The following is a 26240-nucleotide window of genomic DNA, read 5'->3' as shown; positions in this document are numbered from 1 at the left end:
CATAGACGAATTAGATGGAAATAACTATCGGTTCCTGCCTATCACGCGGTGACTTTATCGGCAATGCGGCGCGCCATGCTCTCGGCCTGCACTTTATCTTTCGCCTCGACCATCACGCGGATCAGCGGTTCGGTGCCCGAAGCGCGGATCAGCACGCGGCCTGTGTCGCCCAGTTCGGCCTCGACCAATGCTTTCTCGGCCACCATGGCGGCATTTTGTTGCCAGTCGAAACCGGGCGCCACGCGCAGGTTGATCAGGGTTTGCGGAAACAGCACCAGTTCGGCCAGGCATTGCTGCAGGCTCTGGCCGCTGCGTTTGAGCGCGGACAAGACTTGCAGCGCGGAGACGATACCGTCTCCCGTCGTGTGGCGGTCCAGGCACAGCAAATGGCCGGAGCCCTCGCCGCCCAGTATCCAGCCCTTTTCCTTCATGACTTCCAGCACATAGCGGTCGCCCACCTTGGCGCGCGCAAAGCCGATGCCCTGCTGCTTGAACAGCACTTCCAGCGCCATGTTGGTCATCAACGTTCCTACGGCGCCGGCCACGGGGCCCGTCGCCAGGCGGTCCTTGACCATGATATACAACAACTCGTCACCGTTATACAGCCGCCCCGTGGCGTCGCACATGATCAGCCGGTCGGCGTCGCCATCGAGGGCGATGCCGAGATCGGCACCGTGCTCGACGACGGCTTCGGCCATGGCCTTGGTTGCCGTGGCGCCAAAGCCCGCATTGATGTTGAAGCCATCGGGCTTGTTGCCGATGGCGATGACTTCCGCGCCCAGCTCATGGAACACGTGCGGCGCGATATGGTAGGCGGCGCCATGCGCGCAATCGACGACGATCTTCAGGCCGCGCAAGTCCAGTTCGTTCGGGAAGGTGCTCTTGCAAAATTCGATGTAGCGGCCCTGGGCATCGTCCAGGCGCTTGGCGCGGCCCAGCTTGTCGGATGGCACGCAGGCCATGGGCTCGTCGAGCGCCGCTTCGATTTCCAGTTCCACGCTGTCGGGCAGCTTGGTGCCCTGGCCGGAAAAGAACTTGATACCGTTGTCGTGATACGGATTGTGCGACGCGGAAATGACCACCCCGGCAGACAGGCGCAGCGCCCGCGTCAGGTAGGCGATCGCCGGCGTCGGCATGGGGCCGGCCAGCATCACGTCCACGCCGGCCGCCGACAGGCCAGCTTCCAGCGCCGCTTCCAGCATGTAGCCGGAAATGCGCGTGTCCTTGCCGATCAGCACAGTCGGGCGCGCCTTGCCGCCCTGCGACTTGGCCAGCACCATGCCGGCCGCATAACCGAGGCGCATGACGAAATCGGGGGTGATCGGGGCCGTGCCCACCAGGCCGCGAATACCATCGGTGCCAAAATATTTACGCGTCATATATTTCTCTTTTTGTTGTTTATAATGAATCTTACAGCTTCAGTGCACCATGCGCCAGACCTTCAGCGCATCGACGGTTTCAGCGACATCATGCACGCGGATAATTTCCGCACCTTGCGCTACCGCAGCAAGCGCACCGGCAACGCTGCCCGCCAGGCGCTGCTCGACGGGACGCCCCGTCACGGCGCCTATCATCGATTTGCGCGACAGGCCGGCCAGCACGGGCAGGTCCAGCTCGCTTCGCAACTGGCGCGTGGCGCGCAGCAAGGCATAGTTCTGCTCCACCGTCTTGCCGAAGCCAAAGCCGGGATCAACGCACAGGCGCTCGCGGTCTATGCCGGCGGCCGTCATCGTCACTATGCGCTCGCGCAGGAAGTCGATGACTTCACGCACCACATCCTCATATTGGGGCTGGGCTTGCATGGTTACTGGCACGTTTTGCATGTGCATGATGCACAGCGCGCAATCGCTATCCTGCACGGCCGCTATGGCGCCCGGCGCGCGGAAACCGTTGATGTCGTTGATCATGTCGGCACCCGCCAGAATGGCTTCGCGCATCACTTCGGGTTTATATGTGTCGACGGACAGGGGCTTGCCGCAGTCGCGCAAGGCGTACAGCACCGGCATGACGCGCTGCAGCTCGTCCTGCAGCGGCAGCGGCAGCGCGCCGGGACGGCTCGATTCGCCGCCAATATCGATGATGTCGACGCCGTCGACTATCATCTGCTCCGCGCGCGAGAGGGCAAATTCCAGGTGTTGGTACTGGCCGGCATCGGAAAAGGAATCGGGCGTGATATTCAGGATACCCATCACCAGCGCCTGCGTACCCTGCAGGTTGAAGCCGAAACGGCCGAATTGCAAATAGTGTCGCATGTGAATCTTTGTAGTCGTCGGGAAAAAACTGCTGCGGCAACGAAAAAGGGCAAGGATTGCTCCTTACCCTTTTATTTCACGCCACCGATCAAGCAGTGGTCGCTATCAGGCTGGCGCCGTCACGTTAGGCGAAATGCCGCCTGTGCCGCTATCACCGCCCGCATTGCGGCGTGGTGGAATGACTTTCGGTGGACGCGGCTCCAGGCCGGCCATGATGTCATTGATTTGCTCTGCATCAATGGTTTCCCATTCCAGCAAGGCCTTGGTCATCATTTCGACCTTGTCGCGATTGCTTTCCAGCAAGGTACGCGCCAAAGCATATTGCTTGTCGAGAATGTTACGGATTTCAGCATCGACCTTTTGCTGGGTCGCTTCCGAGATCGTCTTGGTGGCGCCACCGAAGAAACCTTCGTTTTCGCTGTCTTCGTAGACCATCACACCCATGCTGTCGGACATGCCGAAGCGGGTCACCATGGAACGGGCCAGCTTGGTGGCGCGTGAGAAGTCGTTCGATGCCCCGGTGGACATTTGTCCCACGAAAATCTCTTCGGCGATACGGCCACCGAACAGGATGGAAATTTCTTCCAGCATCTTGTCCTTGTAGGCGGACAAGTTGTCGTGTTCCGGCAATTGCCAGGTCAGGCCCAGGGCCCAGCCGCGCGGCATGATCGTCACTTTATGCACGGGATCAGCCTTCGGCAGCAGCTTGGCGACCACCGCATGACCGGACTCATGGTAAGCCGTATTGCGACGCTCTTCCTCGCGGATGATCATCGATTTACGCTCAGGACCCATGTAGATCTTGTCTTTTGCATCTTCGAAGTCAGCCATTTCCACCAGGCGCTTGCTGCGACGGGCGGCAAACAGGGCTGCCTCGTTGACCAGGTTGGCCAGGTCGGCGCCCGAGAAACCGGGGGTGCCGCGGGCCAGGATATCGGCTTTCACGTCAGTACTGATAGGCACTTTACGCATGTGCACGTTCAAGATCTGCTCGCGACCGCGGATATCGGGCAAGCCGACCGAGACCTGGCGGTCGAAACGACCCGGACGCAGCAAAGCTTTGTCGAGCACGTCGGCGCGGTTGGTGGCGGCCACGACGATCACGCCGGAGTTCGCTTCAAAACCGTCCATCTCGACCAGCAACTGGTTCAAGGTCTGTTCGCGCTCGTCATTGCCGCCGCCCATGCCGGCACCGCGGTGACGACCGACAGCGTCGATCTCATCGATGAAGATGATGCATGGCGAATGCTTTTTCGCGTTTTCGAACATGTCGCGGACACGGCTAGCACCCACGCCGACGAACATTTCCACGAAGTCGGAACCGGAAATCGAGAAGAACGGTACCTTGGCTTCGCCTGCGATGGCGCGTGCCAGCAGGGTTTTACCCGTGCCCGGAGGACCGACCATCAGCACGCCGCGGGGAATGCGGCCGCCCAGTTTCTGGAATTTGCTCGGATCCTTGAGGAAGTCGACCACTTCATTGACTTCTTCTTTCGCTTCATCGCAACCGGCGACATCGGCGAAGGTAACGGTGTTGCTGGCTTCATCCATCATGCGCGCCTTCGACTTGCCGAACGAGAATGCCCCGCCCTTGCCGCCGCCTTGCATCTGACGCATGAAGAAGACCCAGACGCCGATCAACAGCAGCATGGGGAACCAGGATACAAAAATAGTTTGCAGGAACGACGCTTCCTCAGGCGGGCGCACATCGAAATGCACGCCATTGTCGCGCAGGTCGCCGATCAGGCCCTTGTCGAGGCTGGTTGCGGTGGTACGCACCTTGGTGTCGTCCATCAGCTTGGCGGTGATCGACGAACCTTCGATCACGACATCCTTGACGCGCTTGGCTTTGACTTCATCCAGCAAATCGGAATAAGCGATGGCCTTGCTGCCGCCTGTGGCGCCATGACTGTCGAATTGCTTGAACAGCATGAACAACAGCAGCAATACGACTACCCAGATGGCAGATTTGGAAAACATGTTATTCACGAAGACTCCTTGGATGCAGTGCGCATCTCTTTACCAATAGCTAGAAACACGATTTTACTCGCAATAAGCGGGCCGTGCCAAAGCCCGCCGATCCGTGCGCGCGAAAAAACCGCGTTCACGCAAAAAAAATGCAGTATAAACAATTTAGGCTTTTATGCCATCAGACGCTACTGCACTTCTCGTTCCCATGTGCGGATTCCCTCTTAAATATCAAGGGCGGAATCATCTTCTTGCACGGCATTTTTCAGGGGATTCTTGATTCCACGGCCCATCAGGAAGATTTCCGACGATTTATCGCGGCTAGCCTTGGGCTTTTTCTGCACCACGACCTTGAATTCAGCGCGGAATTTTTCCACGATCTGGCTGAAACCCATGTCTTTGAAGCATTTCACCAGCAAGACGCCCGATGGTTTCAAATGCAATTGCGAAAATTCGATAGCCAGGTCGATCAGGTGTTCCATGCGCGCAGCGTCCGCCGTGGCGATGCCCGACAGGTTCGGCGCCATGTCCGACAGGACCACGTCAACCTTGCGCCCTTGCAACACCACTTCCAGTTGGCGCAGCACGCGCGCCTCGCGGAAGTCGCCCTGAATGAAGTGGAAGTCGGCGATCGGCTCCATTTCCAGCATGTCCAGGCCAATCAGGGTACCATTGACCCCGCCGCCGTCCTTGCCAGCCAGCTTGCGCCGCGTGTACTGGGCCCAGCTGCCTGGAGTACAACCAAGGTCGACAATCACCTGGCCAGGTTTGATCAGTTTTTCGTCTTCATCGATTTCTTTGAGCTTGTATGCTGCCCGGGCACGGTAGCCCTCTTTTTGCGCCAACTTCACATAAGGATCATTTATGTGGTCGTGCAACCAGTTTTTGTTTAATTTCTTCTTTGCCATTCGCGTAGAATACTGCTTTTAAGGGAATTACTAAATATTATTATGCTAAAACTTACACCCGTAGAGCGCAGCGCACTGCGCGCCGAAGCACACGCGCTGAAGCCTATCGTCATCATTGGCGAAGCGGGCTTGACACCTGCTGTCCTCAAAGAGATCGACCTTGGCCTGGATTCGCACGGTCTGATTAAAGTCCGCGTGTTCGGCGACGACCGCGAAGCCCGCGTCGGAATGTACGATACGATTTGCGGCAATCTCGGCGCCGCCCCGGTACAACATATTGGCAAACTGCTGGTAATCTACCGTCCGAAAAAAGAAGTGGTTAAGGAGAAGGTCAGCGCCGGCAAAGGCATGCGCGAAGTGACCATCGTCAAGGCCAGCGCCAGCGGCACCAAGCGCCCCAGCGTGACGAAAGTCATGATCAAGGGCAATGAGCGCGTTACTGAAGGCGGTTCCATCAAGCGTGCCAAGCCACGTCAGAAAAGCGCCAAGAAAAGCGCACTGGGCAGCAAGTAAGCCTGTTCACCCGGCAACCGCAAGGCTGCCGGGCTTGAAACAAGAAGCGGAGCACGGGATATCCCCTGCTCCGCTTTTTTATTGCCGCTGCGGCGTCGGATGACGCGTGGCCTACGGCCTCGCTAATCCGACCTACGTATTGTCATGTAGGTCGGATTAGCGCGCAGTGCGTAATCCGACAAGCACGGCAGCGATTACTGCTGTTTCCAGATCAGCACGCCCGCCAGCAAGCTTTGCACGGCAAAGATCAGGGTCGACACGCCATGCAGCATGCCGAAGCGCCTGCGCATGGCTTCGTCCATGATGCCAGACGGGGCTTGCGCCTTGAGTTCAGCCATCAGGGGCGAGATGCCGAAATGGCTGAGCAGCGCGCACACCAGCATGGACAGCACCAGCGCGGCCAGCAGGCGCCGGCGTTTCAGCTCCAGCGCGCCCGCGCCCCATTGCAGCAAGGCCAGCAACACCAAGGCACAGGCGATGGACAGCCAGGCCTCGGCGCGGAACATGCTGCCGGCGATATTGCCAGCCAGCACGCGGTCGCTCAAGGTGCCAAACAGGGTCGGCGCCACGATGAAGCCGATGGTCCACAGGCTGCCCGCCCACAGGGTGGCAACGAGGAGGCGCACGCGGTTCAGCATCAAATGTACAGTACTTCCAGGATTTCGTATTCGCGCGGGCCGGACGGCGCCTGCACTTCCACCACGTCGCCGGCGTATTTGCCGATCAGCGCGCGGGCGATCGGTGACGTCACAGACACTTTATTCTTTTTCAGGTCGGCTTCATCGAGGCCCACGATCTGGTAAGTGACTTTCTGACCCGATTCCAGGTCTTCCAGGTTCACGGTGGAGGCAAACACCACGCGGCCCTCCGCGTCGAGCGCGGTCGGGTCGATGATTTGCGCTGCGCCCAGCTTGCCTTCGAGCTCGGCGATACGGCCTTCGACGAAGGCCTGACGTTCCTTGGCGGCATCGTACTCGGCGTTTTCCGACAAATCTCCGTGCGAGCGCGCTTCGGCGATCGCATCGATGACGATGCGGCGTTCCTTGGTCTTCAAATGATGCAGCTCTTCCTTCAGAAGTTCTGCGCCGTATTTGGTCAATGGGACTGAGGTCATGTTATCTCTACTATCTGCTAGTTATCGGCGCCGTTGCAGCGTTTTGTCGCGCTTAACGGACTTACCAAGTGAAAACCACAGAGGCCGCGCGCTGCTCTGCACGGAACTCTGTGGTTGATAAGTATGCAGTGTACCGCCTAACGGCGGCCACTGCAAATGACACGCGGACTATTCAGCTTGCTGCAGGGTCTTGTGCAAGCCTTGCAAATCGTACACACGCAACTCATCGAGGTGACGGATGCCTTCAACGGCCGCTTCCGCACCGGCGATGGTCGTGTAGGTCGTCACGCGCGAGGCCAGGGCCGAGGTGCGGATGGCCCGCGAATCGACGATGGCGCTGCGCTTTTCTTCCACGGTGTTGATCACCAGCACGATTTCATGGTTCTTGATCATGTCGACGATGTGCGGACGACCTTCGATCACCTTGTTCACTGGCGTGACGGCGATGCCGGCAGCAGCGATCACGGCGGCGGTACCCTTGGTGGCGACCACGGTGAAACCGGACTCGACCAGATCGCGCGCCACTTGCACGGCGCGCGGCTTGTCCGACGCTTTCACGCTGATGAAGACCTTGCCCGATTTTGGCAGGTTCACGCCGGCGCCCAGTTGCGATTTCACGAACGCTTCGCCGAACGTCAGGCCCACGCCCATGACTTCGCCCGTCGATTTCATTTCAGGACCCAGGATGGTGTCCACGCCAGGGAACTTGACGAACGGGAACACGGCTTCCTTGACACTGAAGTATGGCGGCACGACTTCCTGCGTGATGCCTTGCGAAGCCAGCGACTGACCGACCATGCAGCGGGCGGCGATCTTCGCCAGCTGCAAACCGGTGGCTTTCGACACGAAAGGCACGGTACGCGAAGCGCGTGGATTGACTTCCAGTACGAAGACGACGTCTTTCATTTCGCCATCGATCTCTTGTTTCTGGATCGCAAATTGCACGTTCATCAGGCCGACCACGTTCAAGCCCTTGGCCATCAGCGCCGTCTGGCGTTTCAGTTCATCAATGGTTTCTTGCGACAGCGAGTACGGTGGCAAGGAGCAAGCCGAGTCGCCCGAGTGCACGCCAGCCTGTTCGATGTGTTCCATCACGCCGCCGATGAAGGTGGTTTCGCCGTCGGAGATGCAATCGACGTCGCACTCGATGGCGTCGTTCAGGAAGCGGTCCAGCAACACGGGCGAATCGTGCGATACCTTGACGGCTTCGCGCATGTAGCGCTCGAGGTCGCGTTGCTCATGGACGATTTCCATGGCGCGGCCGCCCAGCACGTACGATGGACGCACGACCAGCGGGTAGCCGATTTCCTGCGCCAGCGCCAGAGCGTCGGCTTCCGTGCGCGCGGTGCGGTTAGGCGGCTGGCGCAGCTCCAGCTTGTGCAGCATTTGCTGGAAACGCTCGCGGTCTTCGGCCGCATCGATCATGTCGGGCGAAGTGCCGATGATAGGCACGCCATTCGCTTCCAGATCCAGCGCCAGCTTCAATGGCGTCTGGCCGCCGTACTGCACGATCACGCCCACCGGTTTTTCGATGGCGACGATTTCCAGCACGTCTTCCAGGGTCAGGGACTCGAAGTACAGGCGGTCCGAGGTATCGTAGTCGGTCGAAACCGTTTCTGGGTTGCAATTGACCATGATGGTTTCATAGCCGTCTTCGCGCATGGCGAGGGCAGCGTGGACGCAGCAATAGTCAAACTCGATACCCTGGCCGATACGGTTCGGGCCACCGCCCAGCACCATGATCTTTTTCTTGTCGGTCGGATTCGATTCGCACTCTTCGTCGTACGTGGAATACATGTACGCCGTGTCGGTCGAGAATTCCGCCGCGCAGGTGTCGACGCGTTTGTAGACGGGACGGATACCCAACTCGTGACGCTTGGCGCGGATGGCAGTGTCCGATGTCTGCAGCAGGAAGCCCAGGCGACGGTCCGAGAAGCCCTTCTGTTTCAACTTGTACAGGGTGTTCTTGTCCAGGTTGTCCAGCTTCTGCGTGTCCAGCCACAGTTCCAGGTCGACGATTTCCTTGATCTGTATCAGGAACCATGGGTCGATCTTGGTCAGGTTGTGCACTTCTTCCAGGGTGAAACCCTGGGCAAACGCATCGCCCACGTACCAGATGCGCTCAGGACCGGGCTCGCCCAGTTCTTCTTCGATCTTTTCGCGGTCCTTGGTCTTTTCATTCATGCCGTCCACGCCCACTTCCAGGCCGCGCAAGGCTTTCTGGAACGATTCCTGGAAGGTACGGCCTATGGCCATCACTTCGCCGACGGATTTCATCTGCGTCGTCAGGTGGTGGTCGGCGGTCGGGAATTTCTCGAACGTGAAACGGGGGATCTTCGTGACGACGTAATCGATCGACGGCTCGAACGAGGCCGGCGTGGCGCCGCCCGTGATTTCATTGCGCAGCTCGTCCAGGGTGAAACCGACGGCCAGCTTGGCGGCGATTTTCGCGATCGGGAAACCCGTCGCTTTCGATGCCAGGGCCGACGAACGCGATACGCGCGGGTTCATCTCGATGACGATCATGCGGCCATCGACAGGGTTGATCGAGAATTGTACGTTCGAGCCACCCGTGTCGACGCCGATCTCGCGCAGTACTGCCAGGGAGGCATTGCGCATGATCTGGTATTCCTTGTCCGTCAGGGTTTGCGCAGGAGCCACCGTGATGGAGTCGCCCGTGTGCACGCCCATCGGATCAAGGTTTTCGATCGAGCAAATGATGATGCAGTTGTCCGCCTTGTCGCGCACCACTTCCATCTCGTACTCTTTCCAGCCCAGCAACGATTCTTCGATCAGCAGCTCTTTCGTCGGCGAGGCTTCCAGGCCGCGCTTGCAGATGGTTTCGAATTCCTCTTCGTTGTAGGCGATGCCGCCGCCGGAACCGCCCATGGTGAACGATGGACGGATGATGGTCGGGAAGCCCAGCGTGCGCTGCACGGCCCACGATTCTTCCATCGAGTGCGCCACGCCGGAACGGGCCGAACCGAGGCCGATCTTGGTCATCGCGTCCTTGAACTTGGAACGGTCTTCGGCCTTGTCGATGGCTTCCGGCGACGCGCCGATCAGCTCGACGTTGTATTTTGCCAGCACGCCATTGTTGAACAGGTCCAGCGCGCAGTTCAGCGCCGTCTGGCCGCCCATCGTCGGCAGGATGGCGTCAGGACGCTCCTTGGCGATGATGCGCTCAACGACCGACCAGGTGATCGGTTCGATATAGGTCACGTCGGCCATTTCCGGGTCCGTCATGATGGTCGCAGGATTGCTGTTGACCAGGATGACTTTATAGCCCTCTTCGCGCAGGGCCTTGCACGCTTGCGCGCCGGAATAATCGAATTCGCAGGCCTGGCCGATCACGATCGGGCCAGCGCCAATAATCAGAATACTTTTAATATCTAAACGTTTAGGCATTTTTCTTTTTCTCCTCCGCAGCCATCAAGTTGATGAAGCGGTCAAACAGGTAAGCAACATCCATCGGGCCCGGCGACGCTTCAGGGTGGCCCTGGAAGCAGAAGGCCGGCTTGTCCGTGCGGGCAAAGCCCTGCAGGGAGCCGTCGAACAGCGATTCATGGGTCACGCGGCAATTTGCGGGCAAGGTTGCCGCATCGACTGCGAAACCGTGGTTTTGCGAGGTAATCAAGACTTGCTTGGTTTCCAGGTCTTGTACCGGGTGGTTGGCGCCGTGGTGGCCGAACTTCATCTTCAGCGTTTTCGCGCCGGAAGCGATCGCCATGATCTGGTGGCCGAGGCAGATGCCGAAGGTCGGGATACCCTTCTCGATCAATTCCTTGGTCGCCGCAATGGCGTAATCGCACGGTTCCGGGTCGCCGGGGCCGTTCGACAGGAAGATGCCGTCCGGGTTCAAAGCCAGGGCGTCGGCAGCGCTCGCCTGCGCCGGCAGCACGGTGACTTTGCAGCCGCGTGCCGTCAGCATGCGCAAGATGTTGCGCTTGACGCCGTAGTCGAAAGCGACCACGTGGTATTTCGCGTCGGCGTCCGCCAGCTGGCCGTAGCCTGCACCCAGGGTCCATTCCGTTTCGCGGTATTCATAGGCAGTCTTGCTTGATACCACCTTGGCCAGGTCCATGCCGGCCAGGCCAGGGAAGGAACGGGCCAGTTCCAGCGCTTGCGCGGCGGATGGCTCGTTGCCTTGCGTGCCGACCAGGATAGCGCCGCCCTGCGCACCTTTTTCACGCAGGATGCGCGTGAGCTTGCGTGTATCGATGCCGGCGATGGCGACGATATTTTCAGCTTTCAGGTAATCGGACAGGGAGAGGGTGGAACGGAAATTGGATGCCAGCAATGGCAGATCACGGATGATGAGGCCAGCAGCGTGTACTTTGGAAGACTCGACATCTTCCGGATTCACGCCCGTATTGCCGATATGCGGATAGGTCAGGGTGACCATCTGGCGGCAATAGCTTGGGTCGGTAAGGATTTCCTGATACCCGGTCATGGAGGTGTTGAAAACAACCTCGCCCGTGGTATGACCGGCGGCACCGATCGAAAAACCTTTAAAGATCGTTCCATCAGCAAGCGCTAATATGGCTGGAACGGCAGGGCCAGAAAAAAATGGCGGCAAGGGCAACTCCTGATAAAGTTACCGTAGCTGCGCCACGTCAGACCGACCGCCTAGATACCCGAGCCAGATGCACTCAGGGTGTTTCAACGGTCATTTTGAATGAGGGGATGGGTAGTCGCTACGGTATATGTGTGATTGGCTAAACCTTTGAATTATAACCAAAAGGAAGCTTTTCCACAAGGAAGAAAATGTGGAATGGCCGGCATTTTTTTGCACAGCAGCATAAATCCACCGCCCCATGAAAAAAGCCGCCCGGCTTGCGCGGGGCGGCTTGCAAGGCCATAACCCTTATTAATTACACTAACGCAGCAATACCGGCTTTCGCGATTTGCGCGTCTTCCGCCGACTTGACGCCCGAGACGCCAACGGCGCCCACGTAGTGACCATCAAACACGATGGGCACGCCGCCTTCGAGCAAGCCGTCGATTTCCGGCGCGCTCAGGAATGATACTCGGCCGCCATTGATCATCTCTTCATAGATGCGCGACTCGCGGCGGCCCAGTGCCGCCGTCTTGGCTTTCGATGGGGCAATGTGCGACGAGATCGGCGCCACGCCATCCATGCGCTGCAGCCACAGCAGGTGGCCGCCGTCATCGACGATGGCGATCGTGACCGCCCAGTTATTCTTGACCGCTTCCGCTTCGGCGGCGGCAGCGATTTTCTTTACGTCGTCCAGGGTCAAAATCGGTTTCGATTGCATGGTGCATCCTTGTTATGTTGAATCAAAATTGTATACGAAATGCGCAGCAGCGCTATCGCTTACTGCTCGCGTTTGGCTTTCAGCTTTTGCTTGAGCTGCGCCATGACGGCAAACGTCGCCTGCTCACCCGCCAGAATGGCCTGGTTGCGGCTGTTAAAATCGTTGCCCTTCATGGTGCCCAGGCTGGGCTGGATCACCACGTCCGCATCCTTGAGCTCGAACTGGTTGATGCGCTGACCCATGATGGCAAACGTCTGCATGATCACCTCCATCGAGCTGATGGCCTTTTGCGTATCCGTTTGCGACGAGATATTCACGGCGATAATGAAATCGGCGCCCATGTCGCGCGCAAAGCGCACGGGCACGGGAGCGACCAGGCCGCCATCGACATAGGTGTGGCCGGCTATCGTCACGGGCTGGAACACACCGGGCACCGCCGACGAGGCGCGCACGGCCATGCCGGTGTTGCCACGCTGGAACAGGATCGGCTGGCCATTTTTCAGGTCGGTCGCCACCACGCCAAACGGAATCTTCAGCTTTTCCAGGGGCAAGCCGCCGACAGCCTTGTTGACATAGCTTTGCAGCGCTTCGCCTTTGAGTACGCCGGACGACTTGCCGAACAGGGGCAAGGCCCAGTCCGAAATGGCCGCCTCGTCCATATCAAAGGCCATCTTTTGCAAGGCAAAGCCGGAGTTGCCTGCCGCATACAAGGCGCCCACGACGCTGCCGGCGCTGGTGCCGGTGACAATGTCGGCATGGATACCCTGCGATTCGAGCGCTTTGATCACCCCGATATGCGCAAAGCCGCGTGCCGCGCCGCCACCCAGCGCCAGGCCGATCTTGATCTTGCGCGGCGCCACGACGATGGGCTCGGGTGGCGTCAATACTTGTACGGGTTTCGGGGCGGTGGTATCGCAACCGGCCAGCACAAAGGCGGCCAGGGCAAGCAGGGTCAGGCGTTTAGGAAACATAATGGCAGAAGAGAACTGCGCGCGGCAGTGGCAACAAAGGAGTGCCGATTGTAGCGCAAGCTGGGTTGCCCGCACTGAAGGCTGTCTTAAATGATTGCGGTGACAATGTTTCCGTGCGCGCTGCCCCGGCTGTTAGACTGGCCGTTGACTCCCCACCCTTCAATGACATGTCCGACGAATATCAATTTTCCGACAGCCGCGCCCTGAGCGCCCCATTTGCACAACAGTTATCCAGCTATCCTCCCGATGGCGCCCTCACCTGGCTGACTGCCATCCTCGCCACACAGGCGCCCGCGCTGCGTTCGTCGAACGCCATCTTGCTGGCCTACACGGGCAATCCAGCCGCATTGGACTGGATCGACGACTATGTCGGCTCGCCCGTGGCGGGGCAATGGGGCGTGGCGGCGGCGCTGCTGGGCACGCCTTGGCCGCGCATCGCTGCCTGGCTGCAGCGCGGTGGCCCGCACCGGCTGATGGCGCTCGATACCCTGCATGCCTACCGCAGACCAGCCGCCAACATGTCGCCGCTGGAACAGATTGCCGCGCCTGTGCTGCCGCAAGCGCCCACGCGCGCCTACCTCGATGCCGCGCTGGCCGCCTGCCTGGCAGCGTCAGCGACGCCGCGCATCCAGGCGGCCGTCAATTCGATCAACAAGCATGTGGACGGCATCCTGCGCGGCGGACCCCGCGGCGTGGCCGTGGCCGACTTGCCGCGCCTGTACCTCGACCCGGCACCGTTCAACGATGCTTCCTCCATCCTGGAGCGGCACGAAACAGTGGTGGGTGGCATGCGGCAAAACCTGCAGAACCTGCTCAAGGGCATACTGTGAACAGGCCAGTCCATATCAGCATCGACTTGAGCGATATCAACACCGCGCGCCAGCTGCATGCCACCCTGGCAGCCGCGCTGGCCTTTCCTGCCAATTACGGCATGAACTGGGATGCCTTCTGGGATGCCATCACTGGCCTGGTGGATATGCCGCAACAGATACAATTCATGGGGTGGCACATGCTGGAAGAGCGGCTGCCGCGCGATGCGGCCCTCCTGCAGCGCATCCTGGCGCGCATGGCGCACGATGCGCCGGACGGGGCGACGCAGGTACATTACATGTAGAACGGAAACGCTTGACAGCCGCGCCCAACTTCCCGTACATTAAGTGCATGTCCTCCTTCAAACATTCCTCCCCTTCCCTGCTGTCGCTATCGCGACTACACCTAGCACGCGCATAAGTTTGCCGCATTGCTTCGCCTGGCCACACGCCGGCGTGTTTCAAAAACCCTGGAAGGTTTGATGATGTTTGCACCATCCCCCGCTACACCCGTAACTTCTGACGCGACCGCCACCGCTGGCGCCGTTGCCCTGCTTTGCCTGCTAAAACTACCGACCGCTTGCCTGGCCTAGTGTTGCGTGGCCGCCCGGCAAGCTTGCGCCACAACCATTGATTTCCCCCTATCTTCAGGAGTACCCGATCATGATGTTGCAAAACCCAGCTTCCAAATACCGCGCCTTTCCTCCCGTCAAATTGACCGACCGTCAATGGCCAAACCAGATCATCAGCAAACCGCCTATCTGGATGAGCACCGACTTGCGAGACGGCAACCAATCCTTGATCGAGCCCATGAGCGCGGAAAAGAAGCTGCGGTTCTTCGAGATGCTGATCGCCATCGGCCTGAAGGAAATCGAAGTGGGCTTCCCATCGGCATCACAGACAGATTTCGACTTCGTGCGCAAACTCGTCGATGAAGGCCGCATCCCGGACGACGTCACCATCATCGTGCTGACCCAGTCGCGCGAAGAATTGATACGCCGCACGGTGGAATCGGTCGTCGGCGCCAAGCGCGCCATCGTCCACCTGTACAACTCGGTGGCGCCCGTGTTCCGCAAGGTCGTGTTCGGCATGTCGCGCGAAGAAATCACGAATATCGCCACCACCGGCACCACCTTGGTAAAACAGTTGGTAGCCCAGCATCCGGAAACGGAATGGGGCTTTGAATACACGCCGGAATCGTTTTCCACTACCGAACTCGATTTCTCCAAGCATATCTGCGACGCCGTCAGCGCCATCTGGAAACCGACGCCGGCCAACAAGATGATCATCAACTTGCCATCGACCGTGGAATGCAGCACGCCGAACGTGTATGCGGACCAGATCGAATGGATGTCGCGCAAACTGGCGCGCCGCGATTCCATCATCATCAGCGTGCACCCGCACAACGACCGCGGTACGGCCGTCGCGTCGGCCGAACTGGCCGTGATGGCGGGCGCCGACCGCGTCGAAGGCTGCTTGTTCGGCAATGGCGAGCGCACCGGCAACGTCGACCTGGTCACCCTGGCGATGAATTTGTACACGCAGGGTGTGCACCCGGGCCTGGATTTCTCCGACATCGACACCGTGCGCAAGTGCGTGGAGGAGTGCAATCAGTTACCCGTCCACCCGCGCCACCCGTATGCGGGCGACCTGGTCTTCACGGCGTTTTCCGGCTCGCACCAGGATGCCATCAAGAAAGGTTTTGCCAAGCAACAACCGGACAGCATCTGGGAAGTACCGTACTTGCCGATCGACCCGGCCGACCTGGGCCGCAGCTACGATGCCGTGATCCGCGTCAACAGCCAGTCCGGCAAAGGCGGCATGGCGTATTTGCTGGAACAGGAATACGGCCTGGTCTTGCCGCGCCGCCTGCAGATCGAATTCTCGCGCGCCGTGCAAGCCGTGGCCGATGCCACGGGCCGCGAAATCGCCGCACAGGATATCCATGAAATTTTCCAGAAGGAATACCTGGAGCAGACGGCGCCGTACGCCTACGCCTCGCACCGCATGGTGGAAGACACGAACAGCGATGAATCCGTGCAGATCGACATCAACCTGTCGCACCGCCAGACACCACTGGCCCTGCAAGGCGGCGGCAACGGCCCCATCGATGCCTTCGTCAATGCGCTGGGCCTGGACATCAAATTGATGGATTACCATGAGCATTCGATCGGCTCGGGCGCCAACGCGCAAGCGGCTTGCTACGTGGAACTGCGCCTCGACAACGGCCCGACCCTGTTCGGCGCCGCCATCGACAGCAATATCGTCACCGCCTCGTTCAAGGCCGTGCTGTCGGCCGTGAACCGCCGCATCGGGCAGACGGAAGCCGAAAAAACAACAGCGTCCGACTTGGCGGCCAGCGCCGCCTGAGCGCGACTCGGGCATCCCTCATAGGGAGAAAAAGCGGTACGGCTTGATCGCCGTGCCGCTTTTTCATTTCTATTGAGCAATTAATAGTGCAAATCAGGTATCGCCGACCGTATAATCGTTTCATAACAAGACCACCGGAGACAGATCATTAGCTACCGAGGGAATCAGTATGAAATTGACGGATATGAAGATAGGCGTACGCCTGGGTGCCGGTTTTGGCGTGGTGCTGTTGCTGATGGCAGTGCTGGTAGGCACGGGCCTTTTCCGGCTGGACAAGATCGGCGCGCTCAGCGAAGCGATCATTGAGAAAGACTGGGCCAAGGCCGATGCCATTGCCACCATCCGCAGCACCACGCGGTCGAACGCTGCGCTCGTGCTGGAGCTGTTCATCCATGAAGATCCGGCCCGCGCCAACGCCATCCACGGAGAAATCGACGCGAACAAGGCCACCATCAGCGATGCGCTGGCCATCCTCGACCGCCTGATCGTGCTGCCTGAAGGCAAGGAACTGCTGGCCACCCTGAAGCAGCAGCGCAAGGCCTATGTCGTCTCGTTCAGCCAGGCCGACAAGCTGCTGATGGCGGGACAGCGCGCGGAAGCAGCCGTGCATGTGCGCGACGATACCCTGCCCGCCCTGAACCGCTTGCAAAAAACGGTCAACCAACTGAACGAACTGCAGCGCCAAGTGGTCGTGCATGGCGGCCAGCAAATCCAGCAGAATATTTCCGCGGCAAATGTGCTGATGGCCTGCCTGGGCACAGTCGCCCTGCTGCTGGGCGTGCTCTTCGCCTGGAGGGTCACGCGCTCGATCACCACGCCGATCGCGTATGCCTTGCGCGTGGCGCAAGCCGTGGCCGCAGGCGACCTGAGCAGTAAAATCGCGGCCGATGGCAAGGATGAAACGGGCCAGCTGCTGCAGGCACTGCGCGACATGAATACCAACCTGGCCACCCTGGTAGGACAGGTGCGCGGCGGCACGGGCACCATCGCCGTGGCGTCGAGCCAGATTGCCAGCGGCAATGCCGACCTGTCGGCCCGCACGGAAGCGCAGGCCAGCGCACTGGAAGAAACGGCCTCGTCGATGATCGAACTGACGGGTACCGTGCGCAGCAACAGCGACAATGCGCGCCAGGCGGACAGCCTGGCCCGCTCGGCGTCGGCCATCGCGCAGCGCGGCGGCACGGCCATGGCGGAAGTGATCGGCACCATGGATGCCATCAATGCTTCCTCGCGCAAGATCGTCGACATCATCGCCGTCATCGACGGCATCGCCTTCCAAACGAATATCCTGGCCCTGAACGCGGCAGTCGAGGCGGCCAGGGCCGGCGAGCAAGGCCGTGGCTTTGCCGTGGTGGCGTCCGAAGTGCGCAACCTGGCGCAGCGGTCAAGCCAGGCCGCCAAGGAAATCAAGGAACTCATTGCCGACTCCGTCACCCGGGTAGGACAGGGCGCGCAGCTGGTCAGTCAGGCGGGCGCCACGATGGAAGAAGTGGTGGCCAGCGTGGGCCGGGTCAGCGCCATCGTCGGTGAAATCAGCGTCGCCAACCACGAGCAGAGCGAAGGTATCGAGCAGATCAATGCCGCCATCATGCAGATGGATCAGACGACGCAACAGAACGCGGCCCTGGTCGAGGAGGCGGCGGCAGCAGCGGCAGCCATGCATGAACAGGCAGGCGAACTGGAGACCCTCGTCAGCCAGTTCAAGCTGGAGCAAAACGCCGACCGCAAGGCGCCACCCCGCCCTGCCCCGTCCGTTCCGCGCTTGCAGTAAGCAAGCTATTCCACCTGGCGCGCCAGGCGGATGCCGGAAAATTGCCAGCGCGCACCAGCCGGGAAGAAATTGCGGTAGCTGGCGCGTGCATGGCCGACCGGCGTGGCGCACGACGAGCCGCGCAGCACATACTGGTTCAACATGAACTTGCCGTTGTACTCGCCCAGCGCCCCCGGCGCCGTGCGGTAGCCGGGATACGGCGCGTAGCTGCTGCTGGTCCACTGCCAGCAGTGGCCGAACATTTGCCGCAAGCCTGCGCCCAAGGTGGCCGGGGCCGGATGCAGCTGGCCCACTTCCACGGCGACGCCTTGCGCCGCCACTTCCCACTCCCCTTCCGTCGGCAGGCGCGCGCCGGCCCAGTGCGCATACGCATCCGCCTCGAACAGCGACAGGTGGGTAGCCGGCGCGTGCGGGTCCAGCGGGCGCAAGCCAAACAAGGTGAATTCCTGCCAGTGGCCCGCCTCGTCGCGCTGCCAGTACAGCGGGCATACGAGCTGCTGGCTGCGCACCCAGTCCCAGCCTTCGGCCAGCCACAAGTGCGCCATGCGGTAGCCGCCCGCCTCGATGAAGGCGAGAAATTCGCCATTCGTCACCAGCGCGCTGGCCAGTTCGAACGGCGCCACGTACTGCGGATGGCGCGGCAATTCATTGTCGAAGCAAAAACCATCGCCCGCATGGCCGATCTGCGCCAGGCCGCCGTCAAACGGGAGCCAGACCGTGGGCTGCGCATGTTCTTGCGCTGGCCCAAGCGCGCTATCCAGGTAAGCGGGAAAGAGGGCGCTCTGCGCCAGCAAGTGTTTCACGTCCGTCAGCAGTAATTCCTGGTGCTGCTGCTCGTGTTCAAGGCCCAGCGCCAGCAGCATGGTCAGGCGTTCGCGCTCGGGCCGCGCCAGTTCGCCCGCCAGCAAACGGGCGATGCGCGCATCGACATCCATCCGGTAGGCGCGTACTTGCGCCATGCCGGGGCGCGTCAGCAAGCCCCGTTGCGCGCGCGGATGCTTCTCGCCCACGCCGTTGTAGTAGGAATTGAACAGCACGCGAAAGGCGGGGTGGAATGGCACGAACGCCGCTTCCATGCTTTCCAGGATAAACGTTTCAAAAAACCAGGTGGTATGCGCCAGATGCCATTTTACGGGACTGGCGTCCGGCATCGACTGGGCGCCGCAATCTTCGTCGGACAGGGGTTCGGCCAGCCGCAGCGAGTGCTGGCGCACCTTGTTGTAATGATCGATCAGCATCTTTTCCTTCTCAATCCCGGATCACGCGCGCGTAAATGACGGCAAACCACTGCTGCGGATCCGTCCAGACTTGCACTGTGGAAAACCCCGCCTGCTCCAGCAAGCCGACGAAGGTCGCGCGCGTGTATTTGTAGCTGTCTTCTGTATGGATACGCTCGCCTTTCGCGAAACGCCGCTGACCACCTTTCCAATGGACAACTTGCTCGCTGCGTGCTTCCAGGTGCATCTCGACACGGCGCTCGTCGGCGTTGAAAAAGCCATGATGCTGCCAGGCGCGCACATCGAAGTCCGCGCCAATCAGGCCGTTCACGTGGCGCAACATGTTCAGGTTGAAGGCGGCCGTGACGCCCAGCGCATCGTCATAGGCGGCGTCGAGGACGGCATCATCCTTGATCAGATCGACGCCGATCAACAGGCCTCCATCGCCGTCCGCATTCGCGCGCAGGCGGCGCAGGAAGGCAGTCGCTTGCTCGGGAGCAAAATTGCCGATCGACGAACCAGGATAGAAGAACAATCGCCGCGCCTCGCGCACGCTGTCGGGCAAGTCCAGGCGGCTGGAGAAATCCAGGCCCAGGCCCGTCATCTCGATGTGCGGAAAGCGCTGCTGCAGCCGGCTCAGCGATTCGCTGAGGAAATCATAGGAAATATCCACGGCCACATACTGGGCCGGGTGCAGCAGGGGGAACAGGCTGGCGGCCTTGGCGCAATTGCCCGCACCGAGGTCGATCAGGGTGCTGCCGGGCCCCACGGCGTGCGCGATCTCGGCGCCGTAACGGGCGAAGATGGCGGCCTCCGTGCGCGTGGGATAGTACTCGGGCAAGGCGCAAATGGCTTCGAACAGTTTCGAGCCCAAGGCGTCGTACAGGTACTTGGGCGAGGTCCAGGCGTCGCGCGCCAGCAGGCCGCTGCTAATTTCGACTATTGTGGCAGGAGTGGCGCTGGCCACCCGGACGTTGTTAGGGTGATACAACTCTGACTGCTGTTGGGCGAATGGCATGGTCATGGGCTGGCGTCGTTTATCAAGGTTCACAATGGACTTGCACGGTCAGCCACCGGGCGCCGCCCCTGCCACAGCGGTTTGCGGGCGCCTTTGCCGATGACTTTTTCCCATCATAGCGGAATCCGCACAAGCCGGCCGTGCGACAGGTAACTTAAGGTCAAACTAACAGTGTGCAAACAAAATTGGTATTAGCCAGCAAAAATGATAAGCCTGTCGTATACTACACATTGCCGGCCAAACAATCCGCGCCCCTTTGCAGTTCCCAGGCCCCCCTCTCCCCCGCGTGCCACCCTTTACGATAGCCGTTAACACCATGCTCGAATTGCGCCATCTGTCGAAGTCCTATGCCCATGCCCGTCCCGTGCTGGCCAACATTTCCTGCCGCTTCAAGGCCGGGGAATTCATCGCCATCATGGGTGACTCGGGCGTCGGCAAGTCGACCTTGCTGAACCTGATCGCCGGCCTCGATACGCCCGATGCGGGTACCGAAGCGCATCCTATCCTGGTGGACGGCATAGCCATGTCCAGCCTCGATGACGCCGCCGCCACCCGGCTGCGTCGCGCCCGCATGGGCTTTATTTTCCAGGCCTTCCACGTCTTGCCGCACCTGACCCTGCTGCAAAACGTGGCCCTGCCGCTGCTGCTCAACGGACTGCCCCAGGAGCGTGCCACCACCATGCTCGAAGCGGTCGGCCTGGGCGGACGCGGCGGCGACTTTCCGCAGCAACTGTCGGGCGGCGAAATGCAGCGCGTGGCCATTGCCCGCGCGCTCGTGCACAAGCCGGCACTGGTGCTGGCCGATGAGCCTACCGGCAACCTCGATCCGGATACGGCGCACAGCATCCTGCAATTGCTACGCGCCGAAATCAAGGCCAACGGCAGTTGCGCGATCATGGTCACGCATTCGCTGGCCGCCGCAGAAATGGCGGACAGAACCATGATCCTGACGAAAAACGGCTTACAAAATACAACAACCGTCAACCAAATTGATCAAACAATCAGTTAATTTAACTGACCATCTGTCACAAGTTTTGTTATCGTAGTATTATTGAAAACACTTGCCTGGTTATCAATGTTTTAACGCGAATGTTGTCACGTCACCCAGACAGCCGTACTGCGATGACGAACTTTAGCCGGGGCCGCATCAGTGTGGTCCCGTCCCTTGCATAACCTGAAGGAGGAGTAAATGAACGTTCGGCAAAAGAAGCTGGAAATGATTGAAGCGATGAACCGGGCGCGGGCGCTCGAGCCATCGAGTTTTGTGCCCAACAAGCTGCTCGATACCCTGATCGAGAAGATGAACCTGAAAAATGATGCGGAACTGTGCCGTGTTCTGGAAGTCCAGCCCCCCATCATCAGCAAGATTCGTCACGGCAAACTGTCGGTCGGTGCAACGATTTTATTGCGCATGCATGAAAAATCGGACATCACCATCCGCGAACTGAAGGAACTGTCCGCCACGCCAGTCCATTGAGTCACCCGCTGTTGTAATGCCATGCCAGGCACCCAGGTCCCCGGCGCCATGAACTTTTGCCATGAAATTCGCGTAGTTCGCTCACAGTACAACATCCGAGCACGATAGCGAAGAGACCCAGCCCAAACCATGCTGACCGTTTCTCTGCCCACCCGCTCCAGCGCCATACCCCCCCCCCGCATTCACTCCGCATTGCCCTCTGCCAGCCAGCATGAGCACTCACCTTTGATCTGACACAACACGCATAGTCCCCGCAGGCATCAAGGTCAGCTTTTAACCAGCGATCTCAAGCGCACCCCGGCGACGCTCCTGGGCGACATGCGCCCCGACGTCATCGCGCCATGCTCGACACTGGCCGCCATCCTCGCCACGGCCTTCATTGAAAAGGGCTCGCAAGCGGCCATCGCGGCCCGCTGGTGAAATTGGCGCGCCGGTGAAATTGGCGCGCCGGCGCAGCGCGCCATGACCGATGCCTGCCTGGCCGCGCTGGCAGTAGCGAGGCTGGCCTCACTGCCCGGCATTCGCCTTGGCAGCCTTAACCAGGCACCACCCCGTAATGGCGGGCATAGCGCTCGTCCAGATTCGCCAGCGGCATCATCATGAACATGTCGGCGCTTTCGAAATCAGGATCCCACGCCGGTTCGCCGCAAATCCAGGCGCCCGAACGCAGGTAGCCCTTGATCAGCGGCGGCACTTGCGGCTTGTGCGCTGCTTCCACCTGGTGGATGGGGAAAGGCAGGTGCGGCGTGACGCGGTATTCGGCCGGCGCCATGTGCTTTTCCGCCAGCGCCTGGTACACGGCGACAGCGTTATGCCCGCCATCGGCCAGGCTGATGCTGGCGCAGCCGACCAGGTAATCGCAGCGCTCGCGGCGCATGTACTCGGCCAGGCCCGACCACAGCAGCATGATCACGCTGCCGCCCCGGTATTTCGGGTGGATGCAGGCGCGGCCCGCTTCGACCATGCGTCCGCGCAGGTTCTTCAGGCGGCTCAGGTCGAACTCGTTTTCCGAATACAGCCGGCCGATCTTGGCCGCCTTGGCCGCGCTCAGCACGCGGTAAGTGCCCACCACTTTCAGGGTATCGGCGTCGCGCACGATCAGATGATCGCAGTGCGCGTCGAATTCATCGCTGTCGAGGCCATCGGCGTTGGCCAGCGACGTCAGACCCATGGTCTCGATAAACACCTTGTAACGCAAACGCTGGACTTCGCGCAATTCCGCCGCTGTAGTGGCCTGGCTCAGCACCAGTTGAACCGGCCGGGCCTTGGCTTCGTTTGATGCGATTATGTTTTGCATGGTTTCATCCCTGTGATCAAGACGACTCCAGCGTACTTGCCTAATATGTCAGGAAAATGACAGCCGAATGTCATTTCCATGACGCTAGTCAATGTCATTCGGGGATCGTGCATAATTACCACACGCCCCTTCCGGAAAGCCACCATGGACGAACACGAAGCGCCCCACATCACGCCCTATGCCAAGCCGGCCGCCGGCTGGGATGCCTTGAAACACGTGGTCATCAGCCTGCGCCAGGAACGGGTCACGCCCGGCAATCTGAAAGCCTTGCTGGCGCAAAACCAGCCGGACGGCTTCGACTGCCCCGGCTGCGCCTGGCCGGACCGCAACCACGCTTCCACGTTTGCCTTTTGCGAAAACGGCGCCAAGGCCGTCGCCGCCGAAGCGACCAGCCGCCGCGCCGGCCCGGAGCTGTTTGCCAGCCATACCGTCACCCAGCTGCTGGAACAGTCGGACTACGCGCTGGAGCAGCACGGCCGCCTGACCGAACCGATGGTGTACGACCCTGCCAGCGACCGCTACGTGCCCATCGCCTGGGAAGACGCCTGCGCCCTCGTGGGCCGCCACCTGCGCGCCCTGCCCGACCCGAACCAGGCCGCGTTTTATACGTCGGGCCGCGCCAGCAACGAAGCGGCCTTTTTGTACCAGCTGATGGCGCGCCTGTACGGCACGAACAACTTCCCCGACTGCTCCAACATGTGCCACGAGGCGACCAGCCGCGGCTTGCCGGCCACCGTGGGCATCGGCAAGGGCACGGTGACCTTGGCCGACTTCGAACTGGCCGACACCATCCTCATCTTCGGCCAGAATCCCGCCACCAACCATCCGCGCATGCTGGGCGAACTGCGCGATTGCGCGCGCCGCGGCGGCTCCATCGTTTCCATCAATCCCCTGCGCGAACGGGGCTTGCAGCGCTTCATGGACCCGCAAAGCGCGCTGGAAATGGCGACTCTGGGCAGCACGCGCCTGGCCGGCCTGTTCGTGCAACCCACCCTGGGCGGCGACTTCGCCCTGATCAAGGCTGTCGCCAAGCGCGTCGTCGAGCATGACGATGCGGCGCAGGCCAGCGGCGAGCCCGCCGTCATCGACCATGCTTTCATCGTTGAACACTGTAGCGGTTTCGAGGCCTTCCGCGACGACCTGCGCGCAGAAAGCTGGGAACTGCTGGTACGGGAGTCGGGCGTGGCGCGCGCGCAGATCGAGGCGCTGACGGACATCTTCATCAAGGGCCAGCGCATTATCGCCACCTGGGGCATGGGCCTGACGCAGCACAAGCACAGTGTGGCAGCCATCCGCATGTTGTCGAACCTGATGATGCTGCGCGGCCAGATCGGCAAGCCGGGCGCGGGCCTATGCCCCGTGCGCGGGCACTCGAACGTGCAGGGCGACCGTACCATGGGCATCGAGGAAAAGCCCACCAACGCCTTCCTCGACCGCCTGGGCCAGGTGTATGGCTTCGCGCCGCCGCGCGCGCACGGCCACGACGTCGTGGCCACCATCGAAGCCATGCAGCGCGGCGACGTCAAGGTATTCATTGCGCTGGGTGGCAATTTCGCGGCCGCCACGCCCGACACGCCGCTGACCTTTGCCGCGTTGCGCCAGTGCGCGCTGACGGTGCAAGTGGCCACCAAGCTCAATCGCAGCCACCTGGTCATCGGCAAGGAAGCCTTGCTGCTGCCTACCCTGGGGCGCACGGAGATCGACCTGCAGCACGGCGTGGCGCAGGGCGTGACGGTGGAAGACTCGATGAGCATGGTGCATATCTCGTACGGCCGCAATGCGCCCGCCTCGCCACAGCTGCGCTCGGAAGTGGCCATCGTGGCCGGCATGGCCGAAGCGACGCTGGGCAACGGCCTGGTGGACTGGCGCGCGTATGCGGCCGACTATGCGCGTATCCGTGACGACATCGAGAAAGTGTTTGACGACTTTTATGACTACAACGCCAGGGTGGCGCAGCCGGGCGGCTTTCATCTGACGGTGGCCTCGCGCGAACGCGTGTGGAAGACGGCCAGCGGCAAGGCCAGCTTCCTCGTCGCCCCGCTGGACCTCGACACGCCGTTGCATCGCGCCCGCGCGCGCCACGGCGAGCGCCTGATGGTCTTGATGAGCACGCGCTCGCACGACCAGTACAACACCACCATCTATGGCATGGATGACCGCTACCGCGGCGTGTACGGCACGCGCAAGGTGGTCTTCGCCAACAAGGACGATATCGCCATGCTGGGCTTTTCCGATGGCGACCTGGTGGACTTGATCGGCGCCTGGGACGATGGCGTGGCGCGCCGTGCCGATGGTTTCCGGCTGGAGGACTACGACATCCCGCGCGGCTGCCTGGCCGCGTATTACCCGGAGACGAACGCGCTGGTGCCGCTCGCCAGCACGGCGGACGGCGCCGGCACGCCGACGTCGAAATCTGTCCCCGTGCTGCTGGAACGCAGCGGAACTTACAAGGTGATCCCGGGCGTGTAATCGACGTACGCATCCTGGCGGCAGAAGCCGACCAGCTTCATGCCCGCCTGCGTGGCAATGGAAATGGCCAGCGAACTGGGGGCGGAGATCGTCGCCAGCAGCGGGATCCGCATGCGCGCCGCCTTGCGCGCCAGTTCGTAGCTGCCGCGGCTGGACAGGAATACGAAGCCGCGCCGCATGTCAGTGCCGCTCAGTGCCAAATGGCCTATCAGTTTATCGAGGCCGTTATGCCGGCCGACATCCTCGAACACGTGGACGATATCGCCTTCGGGCGTGCACCACGCGGCCGCGTGCACGCCGCCCGTTGCCCGCATCAGCGCCTGGTGTTCGTGCAAGCCGCCCGACGCGCGCGCCAGCGCGGCCGGCAAGTCGACGTGGATCAGAGGCGGCGGCAGCGCTTCGGGCTGCAAATCGAGCATGTCGATGCTGTCGATGCCGCACACGCCGCAGCCCGTGCGGCCCGTCAGCTGGCGGCGCCGGTCCTTCAGGCGCACGAAATCCTCCTGGGCAATGCTCAAAGCCACTTCGGCGGAGTCAGGGCGCAGGACCACTTCGCAATCGAAAATGGCGCCGGCGGAAGCGACCACGCCTTCCGTCAGCGCGAAGCCGTAGGCAAATGCTTCCAGGTCGCGCGGGGTGGCCATCATGACGACGTGGGAAATGCCATTGAAGACCAGCGCGACGGGGATTTCCTCGGCGACATGGTCGATGGCATCAATGGACTGGTGCGCGCGGTGGCGGATGATGGCGCGCTCGACGAAGCCGGCGCGTTCAATACTGGTTTCTTCTGACATGGCAACCACGGGG

At 61.0% G+C, this 26240-nt stretch carries 22 protein-coding genes; 8 read left to right on the top strand and 14 right to left on the bottom strand.

The genetic code is table 11. From position 1 onward, the window contains the following. Positions 1–41: 41 nt before the first annotated feature. The 4 genes from glmM to CLU92_RS03340 form a co-directional block, all read right to left on the bottom strand. A complete protein-coding gene (gene glmM, locus CLU92_RS03355) occupies positions 42–1379 on the bottom strand; it encodes a phosphoglucosamine mutase (RefSeq protein WP_101480723.1) in 1338 nt (445 codons plus the stop codon). Between the two features lie 39 nt (positions 1380–1418). Next, positions 1419–2252 carry a dihydropteroate synthase gene (folP, locus tag CLU92_RS03350; RefSeq protein ID WP_101480722.1) on the bottom strand — a complete coding sequence of 278 codons (834 nt, stop codon included), beginning with the start codon at positions 2250–2252 and terminating at the stop codon, positions 1419–1421. Between the two features lie 105 nt (positions 2253–2357). Next, positions 2358–4241, bottom strand: coding sequence for an ATP-dependent zinc metalloprotease FtsH (gene ftsH / locus CLU92_RS03345; protein ID WP_071077941.1), 1884 nt, complete (start codon positions 4239–4241; stop codon positions 2358–2360). Positions 4242–4444: 203 nt separating this feature from the next. Beyond that, entirely contained in the window at positions 4445–5128 is a 684-nt protein-coding gene (locus tag CLU92_RS03340) for an RlmE family RNA methyltransferase (RefSeq protein WP_101480721.1), read from the bottom strand. A gap of 42 nt (positions 5129–5170) precedes the next feature. Here CLU92_RS03340 and CLU92_RS03335 point away from each other — a divergent pair, with 42 nt between their 5' ends. Further along, positions 5171–5641 (top strand): YhbY family RNA-binding protein, encoded by a 471-nt coding sequence (locus CLU92_RS03335; RefSeq protein WP_010397237.1) that lies wholly within the window; start codon positions 5171–5173, stop codon positions 5639–5641. Positions 5642–5835: 194 nt separating this feature from the next. On the opposite strand, the gene CLU92_RS03330 is transcribed toward CLU92_RS03335, so the two are convergent. From CLU92_RS03330 to CLU92_RS03305, 6 genes are all read right to left on the bottom strand, one after another. Then, positions 5836–6279, bottom strand: a complete 444-nt coding sequence (locus CLU92_RS03330; protein ID WP_180338618.1) for a DUF4149 domain-containing protein — start codon at positions 6277–6279, stop codon at positions 5836–5838. After that, positions 6279–6755 carry a transcription elongation factor GreA gene (greA, locus tag CLU92_RS03325; RefSeq protein ID WP_010397233.1) on the bottom strand — a complete coding sequence of 159 codons (477 nt, stop codon included), beginning with the start codon at positions 6753–6755 and terminating at the stop codon, positions 6279–6281. Before greA ends, CLU92_RS03330 begins: the two co-directional genes overlap by 1 nt. A gap of 168 nt (positions 6756–6923) precedes the next feature. Beyond that, entirely contained in the window at positions 6924–10163 is a 3240-nt protein-coding gene (gene carB / locus CLU92_RS03320) for a carbamoyl-phosphate synthase large subunit (protein ID WP_101480719.1), read from the bottom strand. Next, a complete protein-coding gene (gene carA, locus CLU92_RS03315) occupies positions 10156–11334 on the bottom strand; it encodes a glutamine-hydrolyzing carbamoyl-phosphate synthase small subunit (protein WP_101480718.1) in 1179 nt (392 codons plus the stop codon). Before carA ends, carB begins: the two co-directional genes overlap by 8 nt. 295 nt (positions 11335–11629) lie before the next feature. Further along, positions 11630–12034 carry a heme-binding protein gene (locus CLU92_RS03310; RefSeq protein WP_034757420.1) on the bottom strand — a complete coding sequence of 135 codons (405 nt, stop codon included), beginning with the start codon at positions 12032–12034 and terminating at the stop codon, positions 11630–11632. A gap of 59 nt (positions 12035–12093) precedes the next feature. Beyond that, on the bottom strand, positions 12094–13005 hold the full coding sequence (locus CLU92_RS03305) for a patatin-like phospholipase family protein (protein WP_101480717.1): 912 nt from the start codon (positions 13003–13005) through the stop codon (positions 12094–12096). A gap of 167 nt (positions 13006–13172) precedes the next feature. Between CLU92_RS03305 and CLU92_RS27980 the strand changes: the two genes are divergently transcribed. From CLU92_RS27980 to CLU92_RS03290, 4 genes are all read left to right on the top strand, one after another. Beyond that, positions 13173–13835 (top strand): hypothetical protein, encoded by a 663-nt coding sequence (locus CLU92_RS27980; protein WP_218973438.1) that lies wholly within the window; start codon positions 13173–13175, stop codon positions 13833–13835. Continuing rightward, the gene (locus tag CLU92_RS27975; protein ID WP_218973437.1) at positions 13832–14119 is read left to right on the top strand and encodes a barstar family protein; all 288 of its coding nucleotides are present in this window, start codon (positions 13832–13834) and stop codon (positions 14117–14119) included. Before CLU92_RS27980 ends, CLU92_RS27975 begins: the two co-directional genes overlap by 4 nt. 358 nt (positions 14120–14477) lie before the next feature. Continuing rightward, on the top strand, positions 14478–16184 hold the full coding sequence (gene leuA, locus CLU92_RS03295; protein ID WP_101480715.1) for a 2-isopropylmalate synthase: 1707 nt from the start codon (positions 14478–14480) through the stop codon (positions 16182–16184). A 169-nt stretch (positions 16185–16353) separates the two neighbouring features. Then, complete coding sequence (locus tag CLU92_RS03290) at positions 16354–17955, top strand: methyl-accepting chemotaxis protein (protein ID WP_180338413.1); 1602 nt, start codon at positions 16354–16356, stop codon at positions 17953–17955. A 5-nt stretch (positions 17956–17960) separates the two neighbouring features. Here CLU92_RS03290 and egtB read toward each other — a convergent pair whose 3' ends face one another. Both egtB and egtD read right to left on the bottom strand, forming a co-directional pair. Next, positions 17961–19193, bottom strand: coding sequence for an ergothioneine biosynthesis protein EgtB (egtB, locus tag CLU92_RS03285; RefSeq protein ID WP_101480713.1), 1233 nt, complete (start codon positions 19191–19193; stop codon positions 17961–17963). Positions 19194–19203: 10 nt separating this feature from the next. Then, a complete protein-coding gene (egtD, locus tag CLU92_RS03280) occupies positions 19204–20196 on the bottom strand; it encodes an L-histidine N(alpha)-methyltransferase (RefSeq protein WP_101480712.1) in 993 nt (330 codons plus the stop codon). A 310-nt stretch (positions 20197–20506) separates the two neighbouring features. Between egtD and CLU92_RS03275 the strand changes: the two genes are divergently transcribed. Together CLU92_RS03275 and CLU92_RS03270 are read left to right on the top strand one after the other, a co-directional pair. Beyond that, positions 20507–21199 carry an ABC transporter ATP-binding protein gene (locus tag CLU92_RS03275; protein WP_101480711.1) on the top strand — a complete coding sequence of 231 codons (693 nt, stop codon included), beginning with the start codon at positions 20507–20509 and terminating at the stop codon, positions 21197–21199. A gap of 180 nt (positions 21200–21379) precedes the next feature. Next, positions 21380–21667 carry a hypothetical protein gene (locus CLU92_RS03270; RefSeq protein ID WP_034786045.1) on the top strand — a complete coding sequence of 96 codons (288 nt, stop codon included), beginning with the start codon at positions 21380–21382 and terminating at the stop codon, positions 21665–21667. Positions 21668–22202: 535 nt separating this feature from the next. Here CLU92_RS03270 and CLU92_RS03265 read toward each other — a convergent pair. Further along, positions 22203–22964, bottom strand: a complete 762-nt coding sequence (locus CLU92_RS03265; RefSeq protein ID WP_101480710.1) for a GNAT family N-acetyltransferase — start codon at positions 22962–22964, stop codon at positions 22203–22205. Between the two features lie 144 nt (positions 22965–23108). Between CLU92_RS03265 and CLU92_RS03260 the strand changes: the two genes are divergently transcribed. After that, positions 23109–25433 carry an FdhF/YdeP family oxidoreductase gene (locus CLU92_RS03260; protein WP_101480709.1) on the top strand — a complete coding sequence of 775 codons (2325 nt, stop codon included), beginning with the start codon at positions 23109–23111 and terminating at the stop codon, positions 25431–25433. Here CLU92_RS03260 and fdhD read toward each other — a convergent pair. Continuing rightward, positions 25409–26227, bottom strand: a complete 819-nt coding sequence (fdhD, locus tag CLU92_RS03255) for a formate dehydrogenase accessory sulfurtransferase FdhD (RefSeq protein ID WP_180338412.1) — start codon at positions 26225–26227, stop codon at positions 25409–25411. The two genes, CLU92_RS03260 and fdhD, sit on opposite strands and share 25 nt — an antisense overlap. Between the last annotated feature and the right edge of the window lie 13 nt (positions 26228–26240).

Origin of the sequence: Janthinobacterium sp. 61, assembly GCF_002846335.1 — a bacterium.
Classification (GTDB): Bacteria; Pseudomonadota; Gammaproteobacteria; order Burkholderiales; family Burkholderiaceae_D; genus Janthinobacterium.
Note: the sequence above shows the minus strand (reverse complement) of the source record. Positions and strands in the feature narration are given on the sequence as shown.